We start from the raw sequence: 17,768 nt of genomic DNA, 5'->3' as shown, positions 1-17,768 counted from the left end.
GGTGCTCCTTCCGGCCCGGTGGCGCGGGATCGACCGGAAACGGACTTCGGGGGATGGGTGAACGGGCCCCGGGAAGGTCCGGGCACGGATCTGTCCGGATGTGTGCGTCCCGGTTTCCCTCCCACCGGTGGGGCGGCCGGCGGCGCGGCCCGTTTCCGGGGCCCGGGAGCGGTTTCGGGACCACTCCGGAACCCGCCCGATCGGTGGGTCCCGGCCGGCCGGATCCCGACGTCGCGGAGCGGTCGGATTCGGTCGGATACGACCAATCAAGATCAGCCCGGGAGGAGCCCGGAGCGGGGTGTCGGTGGGGGGTGCGAGGATGCCGGGGGCGGCCGGCGTGCCCGCCGTTGCGACCCGATCGGGAGGGCCGATGCAGATCAGGTTGACCGTTCTCGGCCCGCGGGGCGGCGAGGGTGCCGACGTGACCGTCACCGCACCCGTGGACACCCCCCTGGAAGCGGTGCTCGGCGATCTGGTGGCCGCGGCGGATCCCGCCGGCGGCGTCCCCGGGGTGGTCTGGTGCGGGGCCCGGCGCCTGGATCCGCGGCGCGCGCCCCTGGGCCGACCGCCGCTGATGGACGGCGCCGTGCTCGCCACCGACGGGCCGGTGGGGGTGGACCGCGCCGACGACTCCGTTCCCCGCCTGCTGGTGGTATCCGGCCCGGACGCGGGCGGCGTGCACCTATTGCACGGCGGCGAGGTCCGGATCGGCCGCTCCGCACGGGCCGACGTGCCCCTCGACGATCCCGATGTCTCCCGATTGCACTGCCTGTTGACCGTGCCCGACGGGCCCGGCCCGGTGACCGCGCGGGACCTCTGTTCGACCAACGGCACCACCCTGGAGGGTGTCGCCCTCCCCACCGATCGGGACCTGCCGCTGCCCCCCGGCTCCGAGTTGCGTCTCGGCGAATCCACGCTGCGGATCCTCGCCGCCCGGGGCGCCGACCCGGCGACGGAGGGGGCCGGCAGCGCCCCGGTCCCCCCACCGGAACCGCCGCCGGTGCCCGCCGCGGAGACTCCGCGCCGTCGACTCGGTGGTCGGTTGCTGCGCCGCGAGCGCCCCCCGGAGCCGTCCGCACCACCGGCGGAGGCCGGGGCGCGGACGCCCCGGCCCGCCGAGGAGGGAGCCGGACCGGATCCGGCGGAGTTGCTGCTGCGGGCCCTGGACGACCCGGCCGGGTTGTGGCCCGCCGCCCCGGCCCCCCGGAGGAAGACCCCTCCCCCGGCCGCGTCCCGACCGGCCCCCCGCGCCCGTTCCGGCTCCGACGCCATCCCCGAGCCGGCCGCGCCCTCGGCGCCCGCGGTGAGCCGCACCCCCGGCGGCCCGACCCCATGGGCGGGCGCCGTTCCCACCGGATCGACCCCCGCCCCGTCCTTCCCCTTCGCCCCCGACCTCCCGACCGGTGCCGTGCCGCGCGCCCGCACCCGGCCCGAGCACCCCACCGGACCGGCACCGGTCGCCCCCCGGCCGGACACCGGCGGGGCACCGACGCCCGCCGGCGCCTCGACCCCGCCGGCACCCCGGCCGCCGCTGATCGTGCGGCCCGGCACCGTCCACCGCTCCGGTGGCGGCCGGGAGCCGGTGGCCGTCTCCCTGGAGGCCATCGGTTCGCTGGGCCTCGTCGGCCCGCGTCGGCGACTGAGCGGCCTGGCACGCGGCCTGATCGCCCGTCTGATCGCCGAGCACCCGCCCGCCGCGCTGGAGTTGGTCGTGGTCGCCCCCGACCGGGCCGCCGAGTGGGCGTGGACCGGGTGGCTCCCGCACACCGCCCCCGGCCCCGGCCGGGCCTGCCGCCGACTGGTGGCCTTCGACCGTGAGCAGGCACTCGCCCGGCTGCGTGAGTTGGGCGAACGGGAGTCGGGCGAGCGGGACCCGGACGGTCCGCGCACCCTGCTGGTCCTCGACGGCGACCCCGGTGGCGCCGAGGCCCGCGCGGCGGCCGCCGAGTTGGTGGCGCGCGGTCGCGCGCGGGGGGTGCACGCCCTGTGCCTGGCCGAGGCGCCGGCCGCCACCCCGGCCTCACCGCTGGAACGCGGCCTGGCCTCGGCCCGGGCGGCGGTGCCCGCCCTGGTCGGTTGTGGCAGCACGGCCGTGCTGGTGGGCGAGGTGGCCACCACCGTCCGCCTGGTGTCGGCGGACGGCACGGTCGGACCGGCGGCGGCCGTGGACGCCGTCTCCAGCGCCTGGGCGGAGCGATTCGCCCGGGCGCTGGCGCCATTGGGCGGCGACCCCGACGAGCCCGACGAGGCGACGACCGGAGGGCCGTTGCCTTCCTCGGTCCGGCTGCTGGATCTGTTGGGGCTGCCCCGGGTCACCCCCGGAGTGCTGCGCGAACGCTGGAGCACGCCCCGGGCCGGGTTGCCGGTCCCGCTGGGCGTCGGCACCGGCGGCCCGGTGGTCCTCGACCCGGCCGCCCTGTCCGGGCCGCTGGTGGTGGAGGGCCCGCCGGGATCGGGGCGCAGCGAGACCCTGTGCTCGCTCGTCGTCGCGCTGGCCGCCGCCCGCGGGCCGCGTGAGCTGTCCCTGCTCCTGGTGGAGGGCGGTGGTGGAGGCCGTCTGGCCGCCTGCGCGGAGCTGCCGCAGACCGCGAGCCGGTTGCGGGCGAACGATCCGGTGCGGATGCGGGCCTTCGCCCGCGCCCTGCGGGCGGAGCTGAAACGGCGCGAGGACCTGCTCGACGGCCGGGGGTTCGCCGAGGACCGGCCGGGTGGGGGGCGGACCGGGTTCACCGTCCCCGAGCCGCCGGAGGAGGACGGCGTGCCCCTCCCGACGATGCTGGCTCCGGGCAGCGGGCCGCTGCCCCGCCTGATGGTCGTGGTGGACGACTCCGAGGCGCTGTGGGCGCCGGCGGCCGGTGATCCGGGCCGGCCGGCGGCGGGATCGATGGTGCGGATACTGGAGGCGGTCGCGGGTGCCGGCGCCCGGTTGGGTGTGCACCTGATCCTGGCGGGCGGACCGGCCCGGGCGCCCGGTGCCCGGGTCCGGTTGGCGGGTTCCCCCGCCGGGCGGGGGGAGTTGCTGCGGCCCGGTGCGGAGCCGGTGGAACTCCAGGTGGCCAGGGTGACCGGCCGCATCCCCCGCACCTCGACGCTGCGGCCCACCGTGGTGCCGCTGGACTGGGACCGGGCCGGGGATCCCCCCACCCGGCGGCCGGTGCGCGAGTTGGGGAACGGCCCCACCGACGCGGCGTTGTTGGCGAGCGCCGCCGCGCGGGCCGGAAGGAACGAACACGCCGCCTCGCCGGTGTGAGGCGGGGCCGGCGTGCCGCGCCGGGGCTCCGCCGGGCCCGCGTTCCCGGGGTACTCCGGTCGGCCCGGTCGCCCCGTCCACTCCGACCACCCCAAACGTCCCGAATGCCCCATGGGTCGGCCACGTGTACCCTCACCTGCGATTCCCCGAGCCCGGGGAATCGCTTCGGCTCGCCGCCTTCATTTTCCGATAACAGCCCTGTCACGAACCGGAGTTGAAGCAGTGCTCCGACTTGTGACGGGGGATGCCCCGGCGTAGGACCTTTGACGAACGGGACATGCGGCGTGGCGGTCCCGACCCCCGGTCGGTTCGCCACGCCCCGGGAAGAGAGCGATGACATGCGCGTGGTGAGGCGAGAGCCGGCGACGGGAATAACGAGGGCCGGTACGCGCCGGCGAGGGGGCGCGGCACGCACGGCGGGAGCCGTCGCGGTGGCCTCCGTCCTGGCCCTGACCACCGCCTGCGGCGGTGACAACGGCGATGACGGCGGAAACGGCGGAAACGGCGGTGACAACGGCGGGAGCGTCGAGTCCTCGATCGAACTGCCGGACCTGAGCGGTGAGAGTCTGGAGATCGCCGCGGTGTGGACCGGCGCCGAACAGGCCAACTTCATGGCGGCGGTCGCCGAGTTCGAGAGTCGAACGGGCGCGGAGGTGAACTTCGTCCCCTCGGGCGACAACGTGGCCACCTTCGTGGGCCAGAAGATCGCGGGCGGCTCGGCACCGGACGTCGTGCTGTTGCCGCAGGTCGGCGTGTTGCACGAGTTCGCAGAGCAGGGCTGGGCGGTTCCGGTGGACGACACCGTCATGGAGCAGCTGAACGCCAACTACGCCGATGGCTGGCGGGATCTGGGCGCCCATGACGGCGAGCAGTACGGCGTCTACGTCAAAGCCGCGAACAAATCACTGATCTGGTACAACACCACCTCCTTCGAGAACGCCGGGGTCTCCGAGCCGGGCACCTGGGAGGAGTTCATCGAGGTGGCGGAAACCATCTCCGACTCCGGCACCCCGCCGGTCTCCGTGGCGGGCGGCGACGGGTGGACCCTCACCGACTGGTTCGAGAACATCTACCTCTCGCAGGCGGGCCCCGAGATGTACGACCGACTCGCCGCCCACGAGATCCCGTGGACCGACGAGAGCGTCACCGAGGCACTGACCACACTGGCCGAACTCTTCGGCTCCGACCGCCTGTTGGCGGGCGGCGCGGACGGCGCGCTGCGCACCGACTTCCCGACCTCCGTCACGCAGACCTTCGCCGACCCGGAGAACCCGGCGGCGGGCATGGTCTACGAGGGTGACTTCGTGGCCTCGGTGATCGCCGACGGCACCGACGCCGTGGTCGGCGAGGACGCGCTGGTCTTCCCCTTCCCGTCGGTGGACGGTGACGCGCCGGTGGTCAGCGGTGGCGATGTCGCGGTCGCGCTGGCGCCCGAGGGCGAGGCGAGCGAGGCCCAGATGGCGCTGCTCGCCTGGTTCGCCTCCACCGACGCGGCCCGCATCTGGGCCGAGGGCGGCGGCTTCCTGTCCCCCAACCGCGAGCTGGACACCTCCGCCTACCCGGACGACGTGCAGCGGAACATCGCCGACGCGCTGATCGAGGCGGGCGACGACTTCCGTTTCGACCTCTCCGACCAGGCGCCGGCGGCGTTCGGCGGCACCACCGGTCAGGGCATGTGGCAGGCGCTCCAGGACTTCCTGCGCGACCCCGAGGACATCGACGGGGTTCAGCAGTACCTGGAGAACGAGGCGGCGCGGGCCTACGGGGACTGACCCCCGACTCCCGCCCCGCCGTCGGGGCCGGGGAGCCGTCCACATCGGAGCGGCTCCCCGGCCCCGGCCGGTCGGGGTGGGCCCCGACGGATTCCCGGTCGCCCCGGGCCGCCGTGCGCGGGGTCGCGGGCCACGCGCCGGCGCCGGGACGGGCGCCGGCCCGGAGCCGGGGACCCGTCCGCCCGTCCCCCTCGACCCGCCCGATCCCCGCGCGACGCGCGGGGACCCCACACCCGATGGGTCCGCGTCCGACGGACCCGCACCCGATGGACCGACATCCGATGGATGGAGTGACGGATGGCTGATGGCCGACCGGCGGTGATACGCGCCCGCCCATGGGCCGTGGCGTGCTTCCTGCTGCCCGCCCTGCTGCTGCTGGGGGCGCTGGTGGTGTACCCGATCGGGTACTCCCTGTGGCGCAGCCTTTTCGACGCCCCCGGTACCGGCTTCGTGGGGCTGGACAACTACCGGGAGATGTTCGCCAACCCCGCCATCCGGCGGGCCCTGCAGAACAACCTGATCTGGATCCTGGTGGCGCCGGCCGCGGCGACCGCCCTGGGTCTGATCTTCGCGGTGCTGACCGAGCGGATCCGCTGGTCCACCGCCTTCAAGCTGGTGATCTTCATGCCGATGGCCATCTCCATGCTGGCCGCCGGCATCATCTTCCGCCTGGTGTACGAGGCGGACCCGGACCGGGGCGTGGCCAACGCCATCCTGGTCTCGGTGAACGACACCTTCTCCGAGGGCGCGCCCTGGCCCGACGCCCGTCCCCGCCCGGACAGCGGGTTCGAGCCGGGACCGGAGGAGAGTCTGGTGGCCGCCGAACCGGCCGCGGTGGGCGAACCGGCGCTGCTGCCACTGGTCGGTGTGGCACCGCCGCGGGTGGCGGACGCCGGACAGGCGGTGACCCCGGAGCCCGCCCCGGACGCGGTGGTCGGCGTGGTGTGGCTGGACTTCGCCCCCGGTGGGGGTGGTGATCCCGGGGTGGTCGACGAGGACGAGCGGGGCCTGCCGGGGATGGTCGTGGAGGCGGTGCGCGACGGCACGGTGGTCGCCACCGCGACCGCCGGGGACGACGGGACCTTCTCGCTGCCCGCCGAGGCGGACGGCGCCGAACTGCGCTTGGCCGCAGGCAACTTCGCCGCCTCGTTCAACGGGGTGGACTGGCTGGGTCCGACTCTGGTGACCCCGGCCATCATCAGCAGCTACGTGTGGATGTGGGCGGGCTTCGCGATGGTCCTGATCGCCGCCGGGTTGGCCGGGGTTCCGCGCGAGATGTTGGAGGCCGCCCGGGTGGACGGCGCCAACGAGTGGCAGGTGTTCCGGCGGATCACGGTCCCGTTGCTGGCGCCGGTGCTGGCGGTGGTGCTGGTGACCCTGATGATCAACGTGCTGAAGGTCTTCGACCTGGTGCTGATCATCGCCCCGGGCTCGACCCAACCGGACGCCAACGTGCTGGCGTTGCAGTTGTACTTCTCCTCCTTCGGGACCAGTCCCAACCAGGGCCTGGGCAGCGCCATCGCGGTCTTCCTGCTGCTGTTGGTGGTGCCGGTGATGATCTTCAACATCCGACGACTGCGACAGGAGCGCAAGGGATGAGGCGGGACACGCACGCCCCCGGCCGGCCGGTCCGGCGCCCCGACGCGTCGGCCGCACCGGGACCGGGGGGAGAACCGGGACGGCGTCGAGGGGCACGCCCGGGACCCCACCGGGAAGCACACCGGGGAGCACACCGGGGACAGGAGGAATCACGATGAGCACACCCGAGATCCCCGCCTCCTCCGCCGACTCCGGCCGGGGGGACGGTTCGGACGCCGGCACGCCGGGGGCCCTGTCCCCCGCCCGGCCCGAGCCACCGCGCCATCCGGTGACCGACGGTCCGGCCGGGCCCGTCGGCCGTGACCGGGACACACGGCGCTCCCCGGCCTCCCGTCTGGTCTCGATGACCGCCGGCGGCGCGGCGCGGGTGACCCTGATCCTGTTCGGGTTGGTATGGCTGCTGCCGACCGCCGGTCTGTTCGTGTCCTCCTTCAGGAGCCCGCGGGACATCTCCGCCGACGGCTGGTGGACGGCCCTGACCGACGCCTCGCAGTGGTCGATGGAGAACTACTCGAACCTGCTGGGGAACTCCGCCTTCACCGGCTCCATCTGGACGACGGTGGCGATCACGCTGCCCTCGACGGTGCTGGTGGTGGCGGTCGGCGCGATGGCCGCGTACGTCTTCGCCTGGCTGGACTTCCCCGGTCGGGATTGGCTGTTCCTGCTGGTGGTGGCGCTGTTGGTGGTGCCCATCCAGGTGGCGCTGATCCCGGTGGCGCGGTTGTTCAACGTCCTGGGGATCTTCGAGACGATCCCCGGGGTGGTCCTCTTCCACGCCGCCTTCGGGTTGCCGTTCGCCATCTTCCTGCTGCGGAACTTCTTCGCGGAGATCCCCCGCGAACTGCTGGAGGCGGCACGGCTGGACGGGGCCGGCGAGATACGGCTGTTCACCCGGGTGGTGCTGCCGCTGGGCGGCCCGGCGATCGCGGCACTGGCGATCTTCCAGTTCATGTGGGTGTGGAACGACATGCTGGTGGCGTTGATCTTCGCCTCCTCGAGCAGCCCGCCGATGACGGTGGCGCTGCAACAGGAGATGCGGCAGTTCGGGGCGAACATCGACGTGTTGGCGCCCGGTGCGTTCATCTCGATGCTGGTACCGCTGGCGGTGTTCTTCGCGTTCCAGCGTCAGTTCGTGGCGGGGGTGATGGCCGGCTCCGTGAAGTGAGGACGACCGGCACGCCCGTGCCGGCGCCCACCCCCGCACGTTCGCCCCAACGGGCGGCGCGCGGGGGTTTTCTCACGCTCACCCGAAAGGGTGAGTTACACACCGCTTCCACGGACCGTTCGAACACCTGTCGACCGGGCGGGGGAGGCCCGCGGACGGTCCCCGGCCGATCGGGCCCCCGCGTCCTCCCCGCTCACGCCCCCGACTCCCGGCTCCCGCCGATCTCGACCCGTGACACCCGGTCCTCCCGCAACTCGAAGGCCCACCGGCCGGTCACCGGCTCGGCGCCTTCCCCCGCCCGGAACCGGCCGGACACCACGAGGCCGCCCACCTCCTCGTCCACCACCTCCACATGTCCGCCCGGGTCCAGGACCTCCCGGTCCAACCACGGCTCCACCTCGCGTTCCCCACCGTCCACCACCAGTACGGCGTCGGTGGTCAGCAGGGCGAGCAGCGCGGTGCGGTCACCGGTGTTGACCGCCTGGAAGAAGGCGCGGACGACGGGGTTCGAGGGGCGTGAGGGGCGATCGAGACGGATATCGGCGTCGGTCATGCGACCAGGAGACCCCCTTCGGACGCCCCGCGCATCCCGGCACGCCGCACACCCCGGCACTCCCACGCCCCCACCCCGCGTTCACCACCGGACGGCACCACCCACACGTGACGCGCACCTCTTCCCCACGCCGGCGACGCATGGGTTTCCGAAACCGTGGAAGGTGCCGATCGTGACATCACGCTGTGCACCGATTTCCACCTCATCCGCCGCCGCGTCGGACGCGAACCGAAGGCTCCCTCGGTCGCCGCGTCGTATCGTGACAGTTATGCGGCGTTTCATCAGGTATGCAGCTCTTGTTCAGGTCGGGCGGCCACGCGCCGTGAGCGACCGAGCCGAGACCGGGGCCCACCCGGTGTCGGCCGACGGCTCCGGGACGGGGGGCGCCGCCCGCGCGGCCGGTCGACCGGCCGGTTCCTCGGCCGTGTCCCGGGGGCACCACCCGCCGGTCAATCCCGAGGCGTCCCCCCTGGTGGCCCTCTACCGCCGGGTGGTGCCCCTGAGCGCCCGCCGCGCGGTGGTCGGCCGGGTCTCCCCGCAGGTACGGGGTTCCGTCAAGCGCACCCTCTCCGAAGCCGCCCGGGCCGTGCCCGAGCGGATGGCGGAGGTTCGCGCGGAGCGCGCCCGTCGCGGCCGACCGGATCTGTTCTCCGCTCCCGAACGCCGCATGGTGCAGGTCAACCGACAGCCCAAGGCCGCCACGGTGATGGAGTTCCCCACCCCCCTGGCCGTCCGGGACGAGTCCCTGCACAGGGTGTGCGAGGCGCTCGAGGAGGCCGGCGTCCACTACTTCTGTGTGCGCGGCGTGGACCCGGCGGGCTCCACCGTCGCCGTGCCGGAGCACGAACGGCTGCGGGCCGCCCGCGCGCTGGCCCGCCTGTGCTCGCGCACCGCCGGTTACATAGGGGTTCGTTCCCACCGCCGCCGGCGGCGGCGGGGGCCGCGCCACACCGTGCCCGGCGACTCACAGGCCGCCCGCCGGCTGTGGACCTCCGCCCCGCTGGTGCGGCTGTGCTGGTACGTCACCGACCGGCGCGGCACCCACGCCATCGGACAACGCTACGGCTGCACCGTCGAGTTCTGGAAGACCGACGAACGCGGCATGCTCGTCGCCCCGCGCCGCAATCGGTGCACCGAGGAGATCTCCCCCGACACCCCGCGGGTCACCGTGCCGCTCGCCCGGGTCGACCAACTGCACCCGGCCCCCGAACCCGCGACCGACACCGACGCCGGGCCCCCCACCCACACCGACATCATGACCGCCGGCGTCGCGGCCCCGGCGCGGAAGGGCGCCGTCGCCCGTCCGGTGGTCACCATCCCGGAGTTCTCCCGCCCCCTTCCCGACGACGTGCCCTTCCCCGTGGACGCCGTCTACACCTGGGTGGACGGCGCCGACCCCGAGTGGCTGGCCCGGCGCGCCCTGCATGCCGGCGAGACCTACCACGCCGAGGCCGCCAACGCCGCCCGCTACCTCAGCCGCGACGAACTGCGCTACTCGCTGCGCTCGCTGCACCAGTACGCGCCGTGGATCCGACACGTCTACCTGGTCACCGATCGCCAGGTGCCGTCCTGGCTGAACACCGACCACCCCGGGCTGACGGTGGTCGACCACCGAGAGATCTTCTCCGACACCTCGCTGCTGCCGACCTTCAACTCACACGCCATCGAGAGCCAGTTGCACCACATCGAGGGCCTGGCCGAACACTTCCTCTACCTGAACGACGACGTGTTCTTCGGCCGCCTGACGGTGCCCCAGCACTTCTTCCTGGGCAACGGCCTCACCCGGTTCTTCCTCTCCAAGGCACACATCCCCTACGGGCTGCCCACCCCGGACGACGTTCCGGTGTCGGTGGCGGGCAAGAACAACCGGATGCTGTTGGAGGAGCGCTTCGGCGCGGTCATCACGCAGAAGATGAAGCACGTTCCGCACGCCCTGCGGCGCAGCGTGCTGTACGAGATCGAGGAGGAGTTCGCGGACCGGCACACGACCACCGCCGCCAACCGCTTCCGTGACCTCGACGATCTGTCGGTGACCTCCTCCCTGCACCACTACTACGCGTTCCTCACCGGACGCGCGGTGCCCGGCGGCATCCCGTACGACTACTTCGACATGGCGCACCCGGCGATCGAGACGCGGTTGGGGCGACTACTGGCAGCGCACAACCGCACGGTGTTCTGTCTCAACGACACCGTCTCCGACGAGAAGAACCTGGCGACCCAGCTGTCGATCATGGAGCCGTTCCTACGGGCGTACTTCCCCTTCGCGAGCCCCTACGAGCGGGACGCCTGAGTACCGCGCCCCACCGGCCCCCGGGGCTTTCTCCCGTCCACCGCGCCCGCCCCGGCCAACGACCGCCCGGGGCGGGCGCGGTGGGGGCCGGTGTGGAGGACTACCGGCGCCGCAGCAGCAGGCGCCACGGCAACAGTGCCGCCTCCCACTGCACCGCGGCCGACAGCTTGGAGTGCCCGGCGCGGCGCGCCCCGAAGCGGATCGGCACCTCCACCACCCGCACCCCGCGCACCACCGCCCGGTGCTTGAGTTCCACCTGGAAGGCGTACCCCGCGCCGGCCGCCTCCTGCGGGGCCGCCGCCCGCAGCGCCTCCTCGCGCCACAGGTTGAACCCGCCGGTCAGGTCCCGGATGCCCGTCCCGAGCAGGGCCCCGGCGTAGACGTTGGCCCCGCGTGAGAGCATCCGCCGGTGCCGCTCCCAATCGGCGGCCAACCGCCCGCCCGCCACGTACCGGCTGCCGACCACCAGACCGGCCCCGGTACTGCGGGCCACCCCCAGCATCACCGGCAGCGCGGCGGCCGGATGGCTGCCGTCGGCATCCATCTGGACCACGTACCCGGCGGCAACCCCGGAGCTCCCCGGCTCGGTGACGAGCTCCCGGGCCCTGCGCATCCCCGCCACGTAGGCCCGCCCCAGCCCCAGCTTCGCGGGCCGGTGCAGCACCGTCACCCGCGCGGGGCGCCCCGGCACGGCGTACCTGCGGGCCAGGCCCTCGGCGATCCGGCCGGTGCCGTCCGGGCTGGCGTCGTCCACGACCAGCAGCCGCAGGCCGGACAGCGGCAGCGCCATCAACTCCGCCACCACCCCCGGCAGGGCACCCGCCTCGTTGTAGGTCGGCATCACCACCAGGACCGGGGTACGGGCCCACTCCCCCGGCAGGGTCGTCGCGGCCGGGGCCCGACCGGGGGCGGGCATCGGGGCGGTCGCCCGACCGACACCGCTGGTGGTCATCAGTGGCTCCATGCCCGTCACCCTAGGAACCGAGGGCTTGTCGTACCGCCTTTTCCCGGGCCGTGCGGGGGACCGGGCCATGCGGGGGACCGGGCCGTGCGGGGGACCGGGCCATGCGGGGGACCGGGCCATGCGGGGGACCGGGCCAAGCGGGGGACCGGGCCGTGCGGGGACGGGCGGCCCCCGGCCGACCCCGCCCGCACCCGGCACGGGTGCGGAAACACCCGCGCCCCCGGGCCGGTGGTTCCCGGCCCGGGGGCGCGTCGGCCTCCGTCGGCGTCAGCGGTTGCTGCGCAGCAGGGTGCGCATCGTCCGCATCGCCACCGAAAGGTTGGCCAGGTCGAAGCCGTCGGAGTTCTGGATCTCCGCCAGCGTGGAGCGCGCCCGGGTGAGGATCGCCCGGTTGCGGGAGGCCCACGCCTCCCACATCTCCTCCGGGTCGGCCCCCGGCTCCCCAGCGGCCAGTACGTCGGCCGTGATCAGCTGATGCGCCGCGTAGAGATCCTCGCGGATCGAGGTGCGCGCCATCGACTGCCAGCGGTCGGCGCGCGGCAGCATGCTGATCCGGTCCTGGAGCCGGGAGATCCCCAGCTGGTCGGCGAGGTGGTAGTACACCTGCGCCACGTCCATCAGGTCGCGCCCGGTACGGTCGGCGACGGCCACCACGTCCAGGGCCGGGAAGACCGCCGTGAACCCGGCGACCTGCTGGGCCAGCTCGGCCGGCACTCCGCTGCCCACCAGCTCGTCGTGGGTGGCGCTGTGCACCTCCAGGTCCCGGCCGCGCAGCAGCTTGGGCAGCTCGAGCCACACCTTCCCCAGCGGGTCGGAGAACACCTCGATGGTCTCCGCCAGCCTCAGCGGCTGCGGCCGGTTGTTCAGCAACCAGCGGGCGCCGCGCTCGACCATCCGCCGCGAGTGCAGCCGGATGCGGGTCAGGACGGTCGCCGGAACATCGTTGGCCAGCTGTTCGGCGGTGTCCCAGATCCGGTGCAGGCCGAAGATCGCCCGGGCGGCGCTGTGCGCCCGGACGATCTCCTCCACCGAGGCACCGGACTCCTCGTGCAGCCGGTGCAGGAAGGACGGTCCGCCGACGTTGATCGTGTCGTTGACCAGGAGGGTGGTGATGATCTCCCGGCGCAGCGCGTGGCGCTCGATCCGGTCCGGGAAGCGCTCGCGCAGCGGGCCGGGGAAGTACACCGCCAGCAGCCGTTGCAGGTACGGGTCCTCGGGGAGGTCGGTGTCGACCAGCGCCTCGGTGGTGGTGAGCTTGGCGTACGCCAGCAGCACCGCCAGCTCCGGCTGGGTCAGCCCCTCCCCCACGTGCAGCCGGTCGGAGATCTCCTCGTCGTCCGGCAGGAACTCCAGTCGCCGGTCCAGCCGGCCGTCCACCTCCAGGGAGCGGATGAAGCGCTGGTGGGCCAGGAGCAGGCCGGGCGCGGTGGCCTCGGAGGTGGCCAGCACCACGTTCTGCGCGTGGTTGTTGCGCAGCACGATGTCGGAGACCTCGTCGGTCATCTCCGCCAGCAGCAGGTTGCGCTGCTTGACGGTGAGGTCCCCGTTGGCGACCACGTCGTTGAGCAGGATCTTGATGTTCACCTCGTGGTCGGAGGTGTCCACCCCGGCGCTGTTGTCGATGGCGTCGGTGTTGCAGTGCCCACCGGATCGGGCGAACTCGATGCGGCCCAACTGCGTCAGGCCCAGATTGCCGCCCTCGCCGATCACCTTGACCCGCAGGTCCCGGCCGTCCACCCGGATCGCGTCGTTGGCGCGGTCGCCGACGGCGGCGTGGCTCTCCGTGGACGCCTTGACGTAGGTGCCGATGCCGCCGTTCCACAGCAGGTCCACCGGGGCCCGCAGGATCGCCCGCATCAGGTCGGCGGGGGTCATCGCCACAACCGTGGACGGGATGTCCAGGGCCGCGCGCACCTGCGGGGTGAGCGGGATGGACTTGGCCGAGCGCGGGTGCACGCCGCCGCCCTTGGAGAGCAGCGAGGTGTCGTAGTCGGCCCAGGACGAGCGGGGCAGCTCGAACAGCCGGCGGCGCTCCAGGTGGGAGATCTCGGCGTCGGGGTCGGGGTCCAGGAAGATGTGCCGGTGGTCGAAGGCCGCGACCAGCCGGATGTGCTCCGACAGCAGCATGCCGTTGCCGAAGACGTCACCGGACATGTCACCGATGCCGACGACCGTGAAGTCCTGCGTCTGGGTGTCGTGGCCCAGTTCGCGGAAGTGTCGGCGGACCGACTCCCAGGCGCCCCGGGCGGTGATGCCCATGGCCTTGTGGTCGTAGCCGGCGGAGCCACCGGAGGCGAAGGCGTCGCCCAGCCAGAAGCCGTACTCGCCGGCGACCTCGTTGGCGATGTCGGAGAAGGTGGCGGTGCCCTTGTCCGCGGCGACCACGAGGTAGGTGTCGTCGCCGTCGTGGCGCACCACCCCGGGCGGCGGCACGACCCGGCCGTCCACCAGGTTGTCGGTGATGTCCAACAGTCCGCGGATGAAGGTGCGGTAGCAGGCGACGCCCTCCGCCAGCCACGCCTCCCGCCGGGTCGGGCTCGGCAGCCGCTTGGCGACGAACCCGCCCTTGGCGCCGACCGGCACGATGACGGTGTTCTTCACCTCCTGCGCCTTGACCAGGCCCAGGATCTCGGTGCGGAAGTCCTCGCGCCGGTCGGACCAGCGCAGACCGCCCCGGGCTACCTTGCCGAAGCGCAGGTGGACGCCCTCCACACGCGGGGAGTACACCCAGATCTCGTAGGCCGGGCGCGGCTCGGGCAGGTCGGGGATGGCCTGCGGGTCGAGCTTCATCGACAGGTAGGGCCGGGGTCGCCCGGCCTCCGTGCCGTCGGCGGTCGTACCGGCGGGGACATCGCCGTCGGAACGGAAGTAGTTGCAGCGCAGGGTGGCCCGGATGACGGTCCGGAAGGCGCGCAGGATGCGGTCCTCGTCCAGGTTGGAGACCTGGTCCAGGGCACCGTCCAGTTCCTCCAGGATGCCGTCGGTCAACTCGTGACCGGCGTGCTGTCGTTCGGGGTGCAGGCGGGCTTCGAAGAGGTTGACCAGCAGGCGGGTGGTGTGGACGTTGCGGCAGAGCGTGGCCTCCATGTTCTCCTTGGAGAACCTCGCCCCCGCCTGCCACAGGTACTTGGCGTAGGCGCGCAGGACCATCGCCTGCCGCCAGGTCAGCCCCGCCGACAGCACCAGGGCGTTGATCCCGTCGTTCTCCGCCTCGCCGGTCCAGGCGGCGGAGAACGCCTCCTGGAAGCGCTCGCGGACGTCGGCGCCGGTGGATTTGGCGACCGCCTCCGGGACGCGCAGGCCGAAGTCGTAGATCCAGGCGGTGGAACCGTCTGCCGGGCGCAGCTCGTAGGGCCGCTCGTCGACGACCTCCACTCCGAGGTTCTGCAACACCGGCAGGACCGCCGAGAGGGTCACCGGCTCACCGGTGCGGTAGATCTTGAAGCGGCGCTCGCCGGGGGCGGCGCCGACCGGCTCGTAGAGGCTGAGGGCGAAGTCCGGCTCGTCCTCCCCGGTGCGCAGGCCGAGCACGTACTGCAGGTCGGCGACGGCGGCGCGCGGCGGGTGGTCCGCCTTGTACCCCTCGGGGAAGGCGTGTTGGAAGCGCCGGCCCAGTTCGGCCGCCTGTTCCTCGCCCAGTTCGGAGAGGAGGGCGTCGACGAAACCGTCGGTCCACGAGCGGGAGGCGTCGGCCAGCCGTGCCTCGATTCGATCCCGGTCGGCCTCGGTGATCTCCGGCAGTTCGGTACCGGTCGGGACCCGGATCACGAAGTGCAGCCGGGAGAGCACCGACTCGGTGTTCCAGGCGGTGAAGTCGGTGGTGGTGCCGCCCAGTTCCTCGCAGAGGATGTCACTCAGCCGCAGCCGCACCGAGGTGGTCCAACGGTCCCGGGGGAGGTAGACGAGGGCGGAGTAGTAGCGGCCGTACTCGTCCTGGCGCAGGAACAGCCGCAGCCGGCGGCGTTCCTGGAGGTGCAGCACGGCTGTGGTGATGGACCGCAGGGTCGGCACCGAGGTCTGGAACAGTTCGTCGCGCGGGTAGGTCTCCAGGATCTGGAGCAGGTCCCGGCCGCTGTGGCTGTCGGGGGCGAACCCGGCGGAGGCCAACACCTCGGCCACCTTGCGGCGGATCACCGGCACCCGGCGCACCGACTCGGTGTAGGCCGCCGAGGAGAACAGGCCCAGGAAGCGGCGCTCGCCGATCACGCGGCCCTCGGCGTCGAACTTCTTGACGCCGATGTAGTCCAGGTAGGAGCGGCGGTGCACGGTGGCACGGCTGTTGGCCTTGGTGAGGATGAGCACCCGGGGCTCGCGGGCCTTGGCCCGGGCGGCGGGTGTCAGTCGACTGAACGCCGGGGAGGAGGGCGTCGGGATGCCGGGGTGGTAGTCACCGATGTCGGTGCGGCCGGACGCGGTGCGGCCGGGGGTCGCGCCGCCGCTTCCGGTGTCGGTGCCGTCCCCGGCGGTGCCCTCCGGCAGGACATGGGTGGGGTCGGAGCGCAGGATGCCCAGACCGGTGCCGGGGACGGCCGCCAACACGTCACCCTCGCCGCCGTTGTCCTCCCGCACCAGCCGGTACTCGCGGTAGCCGAGGAAGGTGAAGTGGTCGGCGGCCAGCCAGCGGAGCAGTTCGCGGGCCTCCTCGATCTCCAGGACGCGCCGACGCTCCTCCGCCTCGTCCCGGGCGGCGGTGTCGGTCGCCCCGTCGGTGTCGGCGTCGAGGGCGGTCGCGTCGTCGTCCTCGGCGGTGTCGGTCACCAGGACGGGCGGGACGGTCAGCTCGTCGGCGATGGACAGCGCCCGCTCGCGCATCTTCCGCCAGTCCTCCACGGACTCGCGGACGTCGTTGAGGACCCGCCGCAGGTCGGCCTCGATGCGCCGCAGATCCTCGTGGTCGGTCTCCCGGTCCACCTCGACGTGGATCCAGGACTCGATCACGGCGTCGTCCGGCAGCTCACCCGGCTCGTGGGTGTGGGTCCGGGCGCCGAAGGGGTCGCGCCCGGCGTCCAGGACCTCCAGGAGCTCTCCGGCGACGTCCCGGCGGACGATCATCTGCGGGTGGATGACGATGTGGATGCCCCGGTCCTGCCGGGAGAGTTCGTTGGTGACCGAGTCCACCAGGAAGGGCATGTCGTCGGTGACGACCTCCACCACGGTGTGACTGCAGGTCCAGCCGACCTCCTCGACCGTCGGCGTGTGCACGCGGATGTCGGCGGTGCCCTGCGGGCGGCGGGCGGCGAGCCGGCGGTGGGAGAGCGCGGCGCCGTAGAGGTCGACCGGATCGCGCCCCTGGAGGTCCTCCGGGGAGACGTACAGGTAGTAGCGCTGGAGATACGCCCGGAGTTCGTCGGCGTCCGGGTGCCGGGCGGTTCTGCTCCCCGCCGGTCCGTGATCGGCGACCTCGGCCGCGCGGTCCAGCAATTCGGCTTTGACGTCATCCAGCTTGCTGTGCATGTCCTCTGACTCCTGTCGCGCCTCGTCGCACGACGTCGGGAACTCGATGTCGGATGCAGCGGGCGACGCTCGGTCGGGGATGACGGGCGATCCCCGCCGCGTCCTTCGACGACCGGCCGCACCGGGCCGCGCGGGGTGCGCGGAACCGGACCCCGCGCGGAGCGGACTCCGCGATCGGGGCGGGGGAGGCGACGCTGCCTCCGGCGGGTATCGCGCTGATCACGGGCTCAGGCTACCGCTCCCGTGTCGGCGCTCCCGCCGCCGTTCGTACAAAGCGGGGGACGATATTTTGACCGGGTGGACAAGAACCGCGAGCGGGGCCGCGGGCGAGCCACGTGCTGTTGTCGGTCGGCTGTGTGGCGTTGTCGGTCGTCGGCGGGGCGTGCCGCACGGCGAGCGCACCGTCACGTGGCGTCGCGCGGTGTTCCCCGTGCGCGGGGTGCGGCCCGGCGCCGAACGGATCGGCCGGCCGCGACGGGCACCGTCGACTTCCCTCCCCGGTCGGGAACGGGGCGACCGACGGTGTGACGCGCGGATCCCGGAGGGGACGGCGTCCGCCGTACGCCGGAGCGGACGGCGACCCGGACCCGTCAGCCGGTACGGCGGGCGGACGGGCCTCCACGGGAACGGTACCGCAGGGCCGGGTGCCGGTCGGGGACACCGGAGGGGGCGTGTCGGGGTCGGGGGCGCCCCCGGGGCGCACGCCCCGGGATACCGGGTG

General features: G+C 73.4%; 8 protein-coding genes. 5 read left to right on the top strand and 3 right to left on the bottom strand.

The genetic code is table 11. The features are described 5' to 3' along the window. The first annotated feature begins 370 nt into the window (after window positions 1-370). The 4 genes from LZF96_RS20155 to LZF96_RS20140 all read left to right on the top strand — a co-directional run bounded on the left by LZF96_RS20155 (window position 371) and on the right by LZF96_RS20140 (window position 7,786). A complete protein-coding gene (locus LZF96_RS20155) occupies window positions 371-3,250 on the top strand; it encodes an FtsK/SpoIIIE domain-containing protein (RefSeq protein WP_233874674.1) in 2,880 nt (959 codons plus the stop codon). A gap of 431 nt (window positions 3,251-3,681) precedes the next feature. Then, on the top strand, window positions 3,682-5,022 hold the full coding sequence (locus tag LZF96_RS20150) for an extracellular solute-binding protein (protein ID WP_233874672.1): 1,341 nt from the start codon (window positions 3,682-3,684) through the stop codon (window positions 5,020-5,022). A 297-nt stretch (window positions 5,023-5,319) separates the two neighbouring features. Further along, entirely contained in the window at window positions 5,320-6,621 is a 1,302-nt protein-coding gene (locus LZF96_RS20145; protein ID WP_233874663.1) for a carbohydrate ABC transporter permease, read from the top strand. Window positions 6,622-6,775: 154 nt separating this feature from the next. Next, a complete protein-coding gene (locus LZF96_RS20140) occupies window positions 6,776-7,786 on the top strand; it encodes a carbohydrate ABC transporter permease (RefSeq protein WP_374203283.1) in 1,011 nt (336 codons plus the stop codon). A 193-nt stretch (window positions 7,787-7,979) separates the two neighbouring features. Here the strand turns inward: LZF96_RS20140 and LZF96_RS20135 are convergent, their stop codons facing one another. Next, window positions 7,980-8,339: a nuclear transport factor 2 family protein gene (locus LZF96_RS20135; protein WP_233874660.1), complete on the bottom strand. Its 360-nt coding sequence runs from the start codon at window positions 8,337-8,339 to the stop codon at window positions 7,980-7,982. A 424-nt stretch (window positions 8,340-8,763) separates the two neighbouring features. Between LZF96_RS20135 and LZF96_RS20130 the strand changes: the two genes are divergently transcribed. After that, complete coding sequence (locus LZF96_RS20130; protein ID WP_374203285.1) at window positions 8,764-10,629, top strand: stealth family protein; 1,866 nt, start codon at window positions 8,764-8,766, stop codon at window positions 10,627-10,629. A gap of 100 nt (window positions 10,630-10,729) precedes the next feature. Here LZF96_RS20130 and LZF96_RS20125 read toward each other — a convergent pair whose 3' ends face one another. Both LZF96_RS20125 and LZF96_RS20120 read right to left on the bottom strand, forming a co-directional pair. Then, a complete protein-coding gene (locus LZF96_RS20125) occupies window positions 10,730-11,593 on the bottom strand; it encodes a polyprenol monophosphomannose synthase (RefSeq protein ID WP_233874656.1) in 864 nt (287 codons plus the stop codon). 267 nt (window positions 11,594-11,860) lie between these two features. After that, entirely contained in the window at window positions 11,861-17,047 is a 5,187-nt protein-coding gene (locus LZF96_RS20120) for an NAD-glutamate dehydrogenase (protein WP_233874653.1), read from the bottom strand. Between the last annotated feature and the right edge of the window lie 721 nt (window positions 17,048-17,768).

It is taken from the genome of Streptomyces sp. ST2-7A (genome assembly GCF_021390475.1).
Lineage (GTDB): Bacteria > Actinomycetota > Actinomycetes > Streptomycetales > Streptomycetaceae > Streptomyces.
This window is presented reverse-complemented; position numbering and strand designations above follow the sequence as displayed.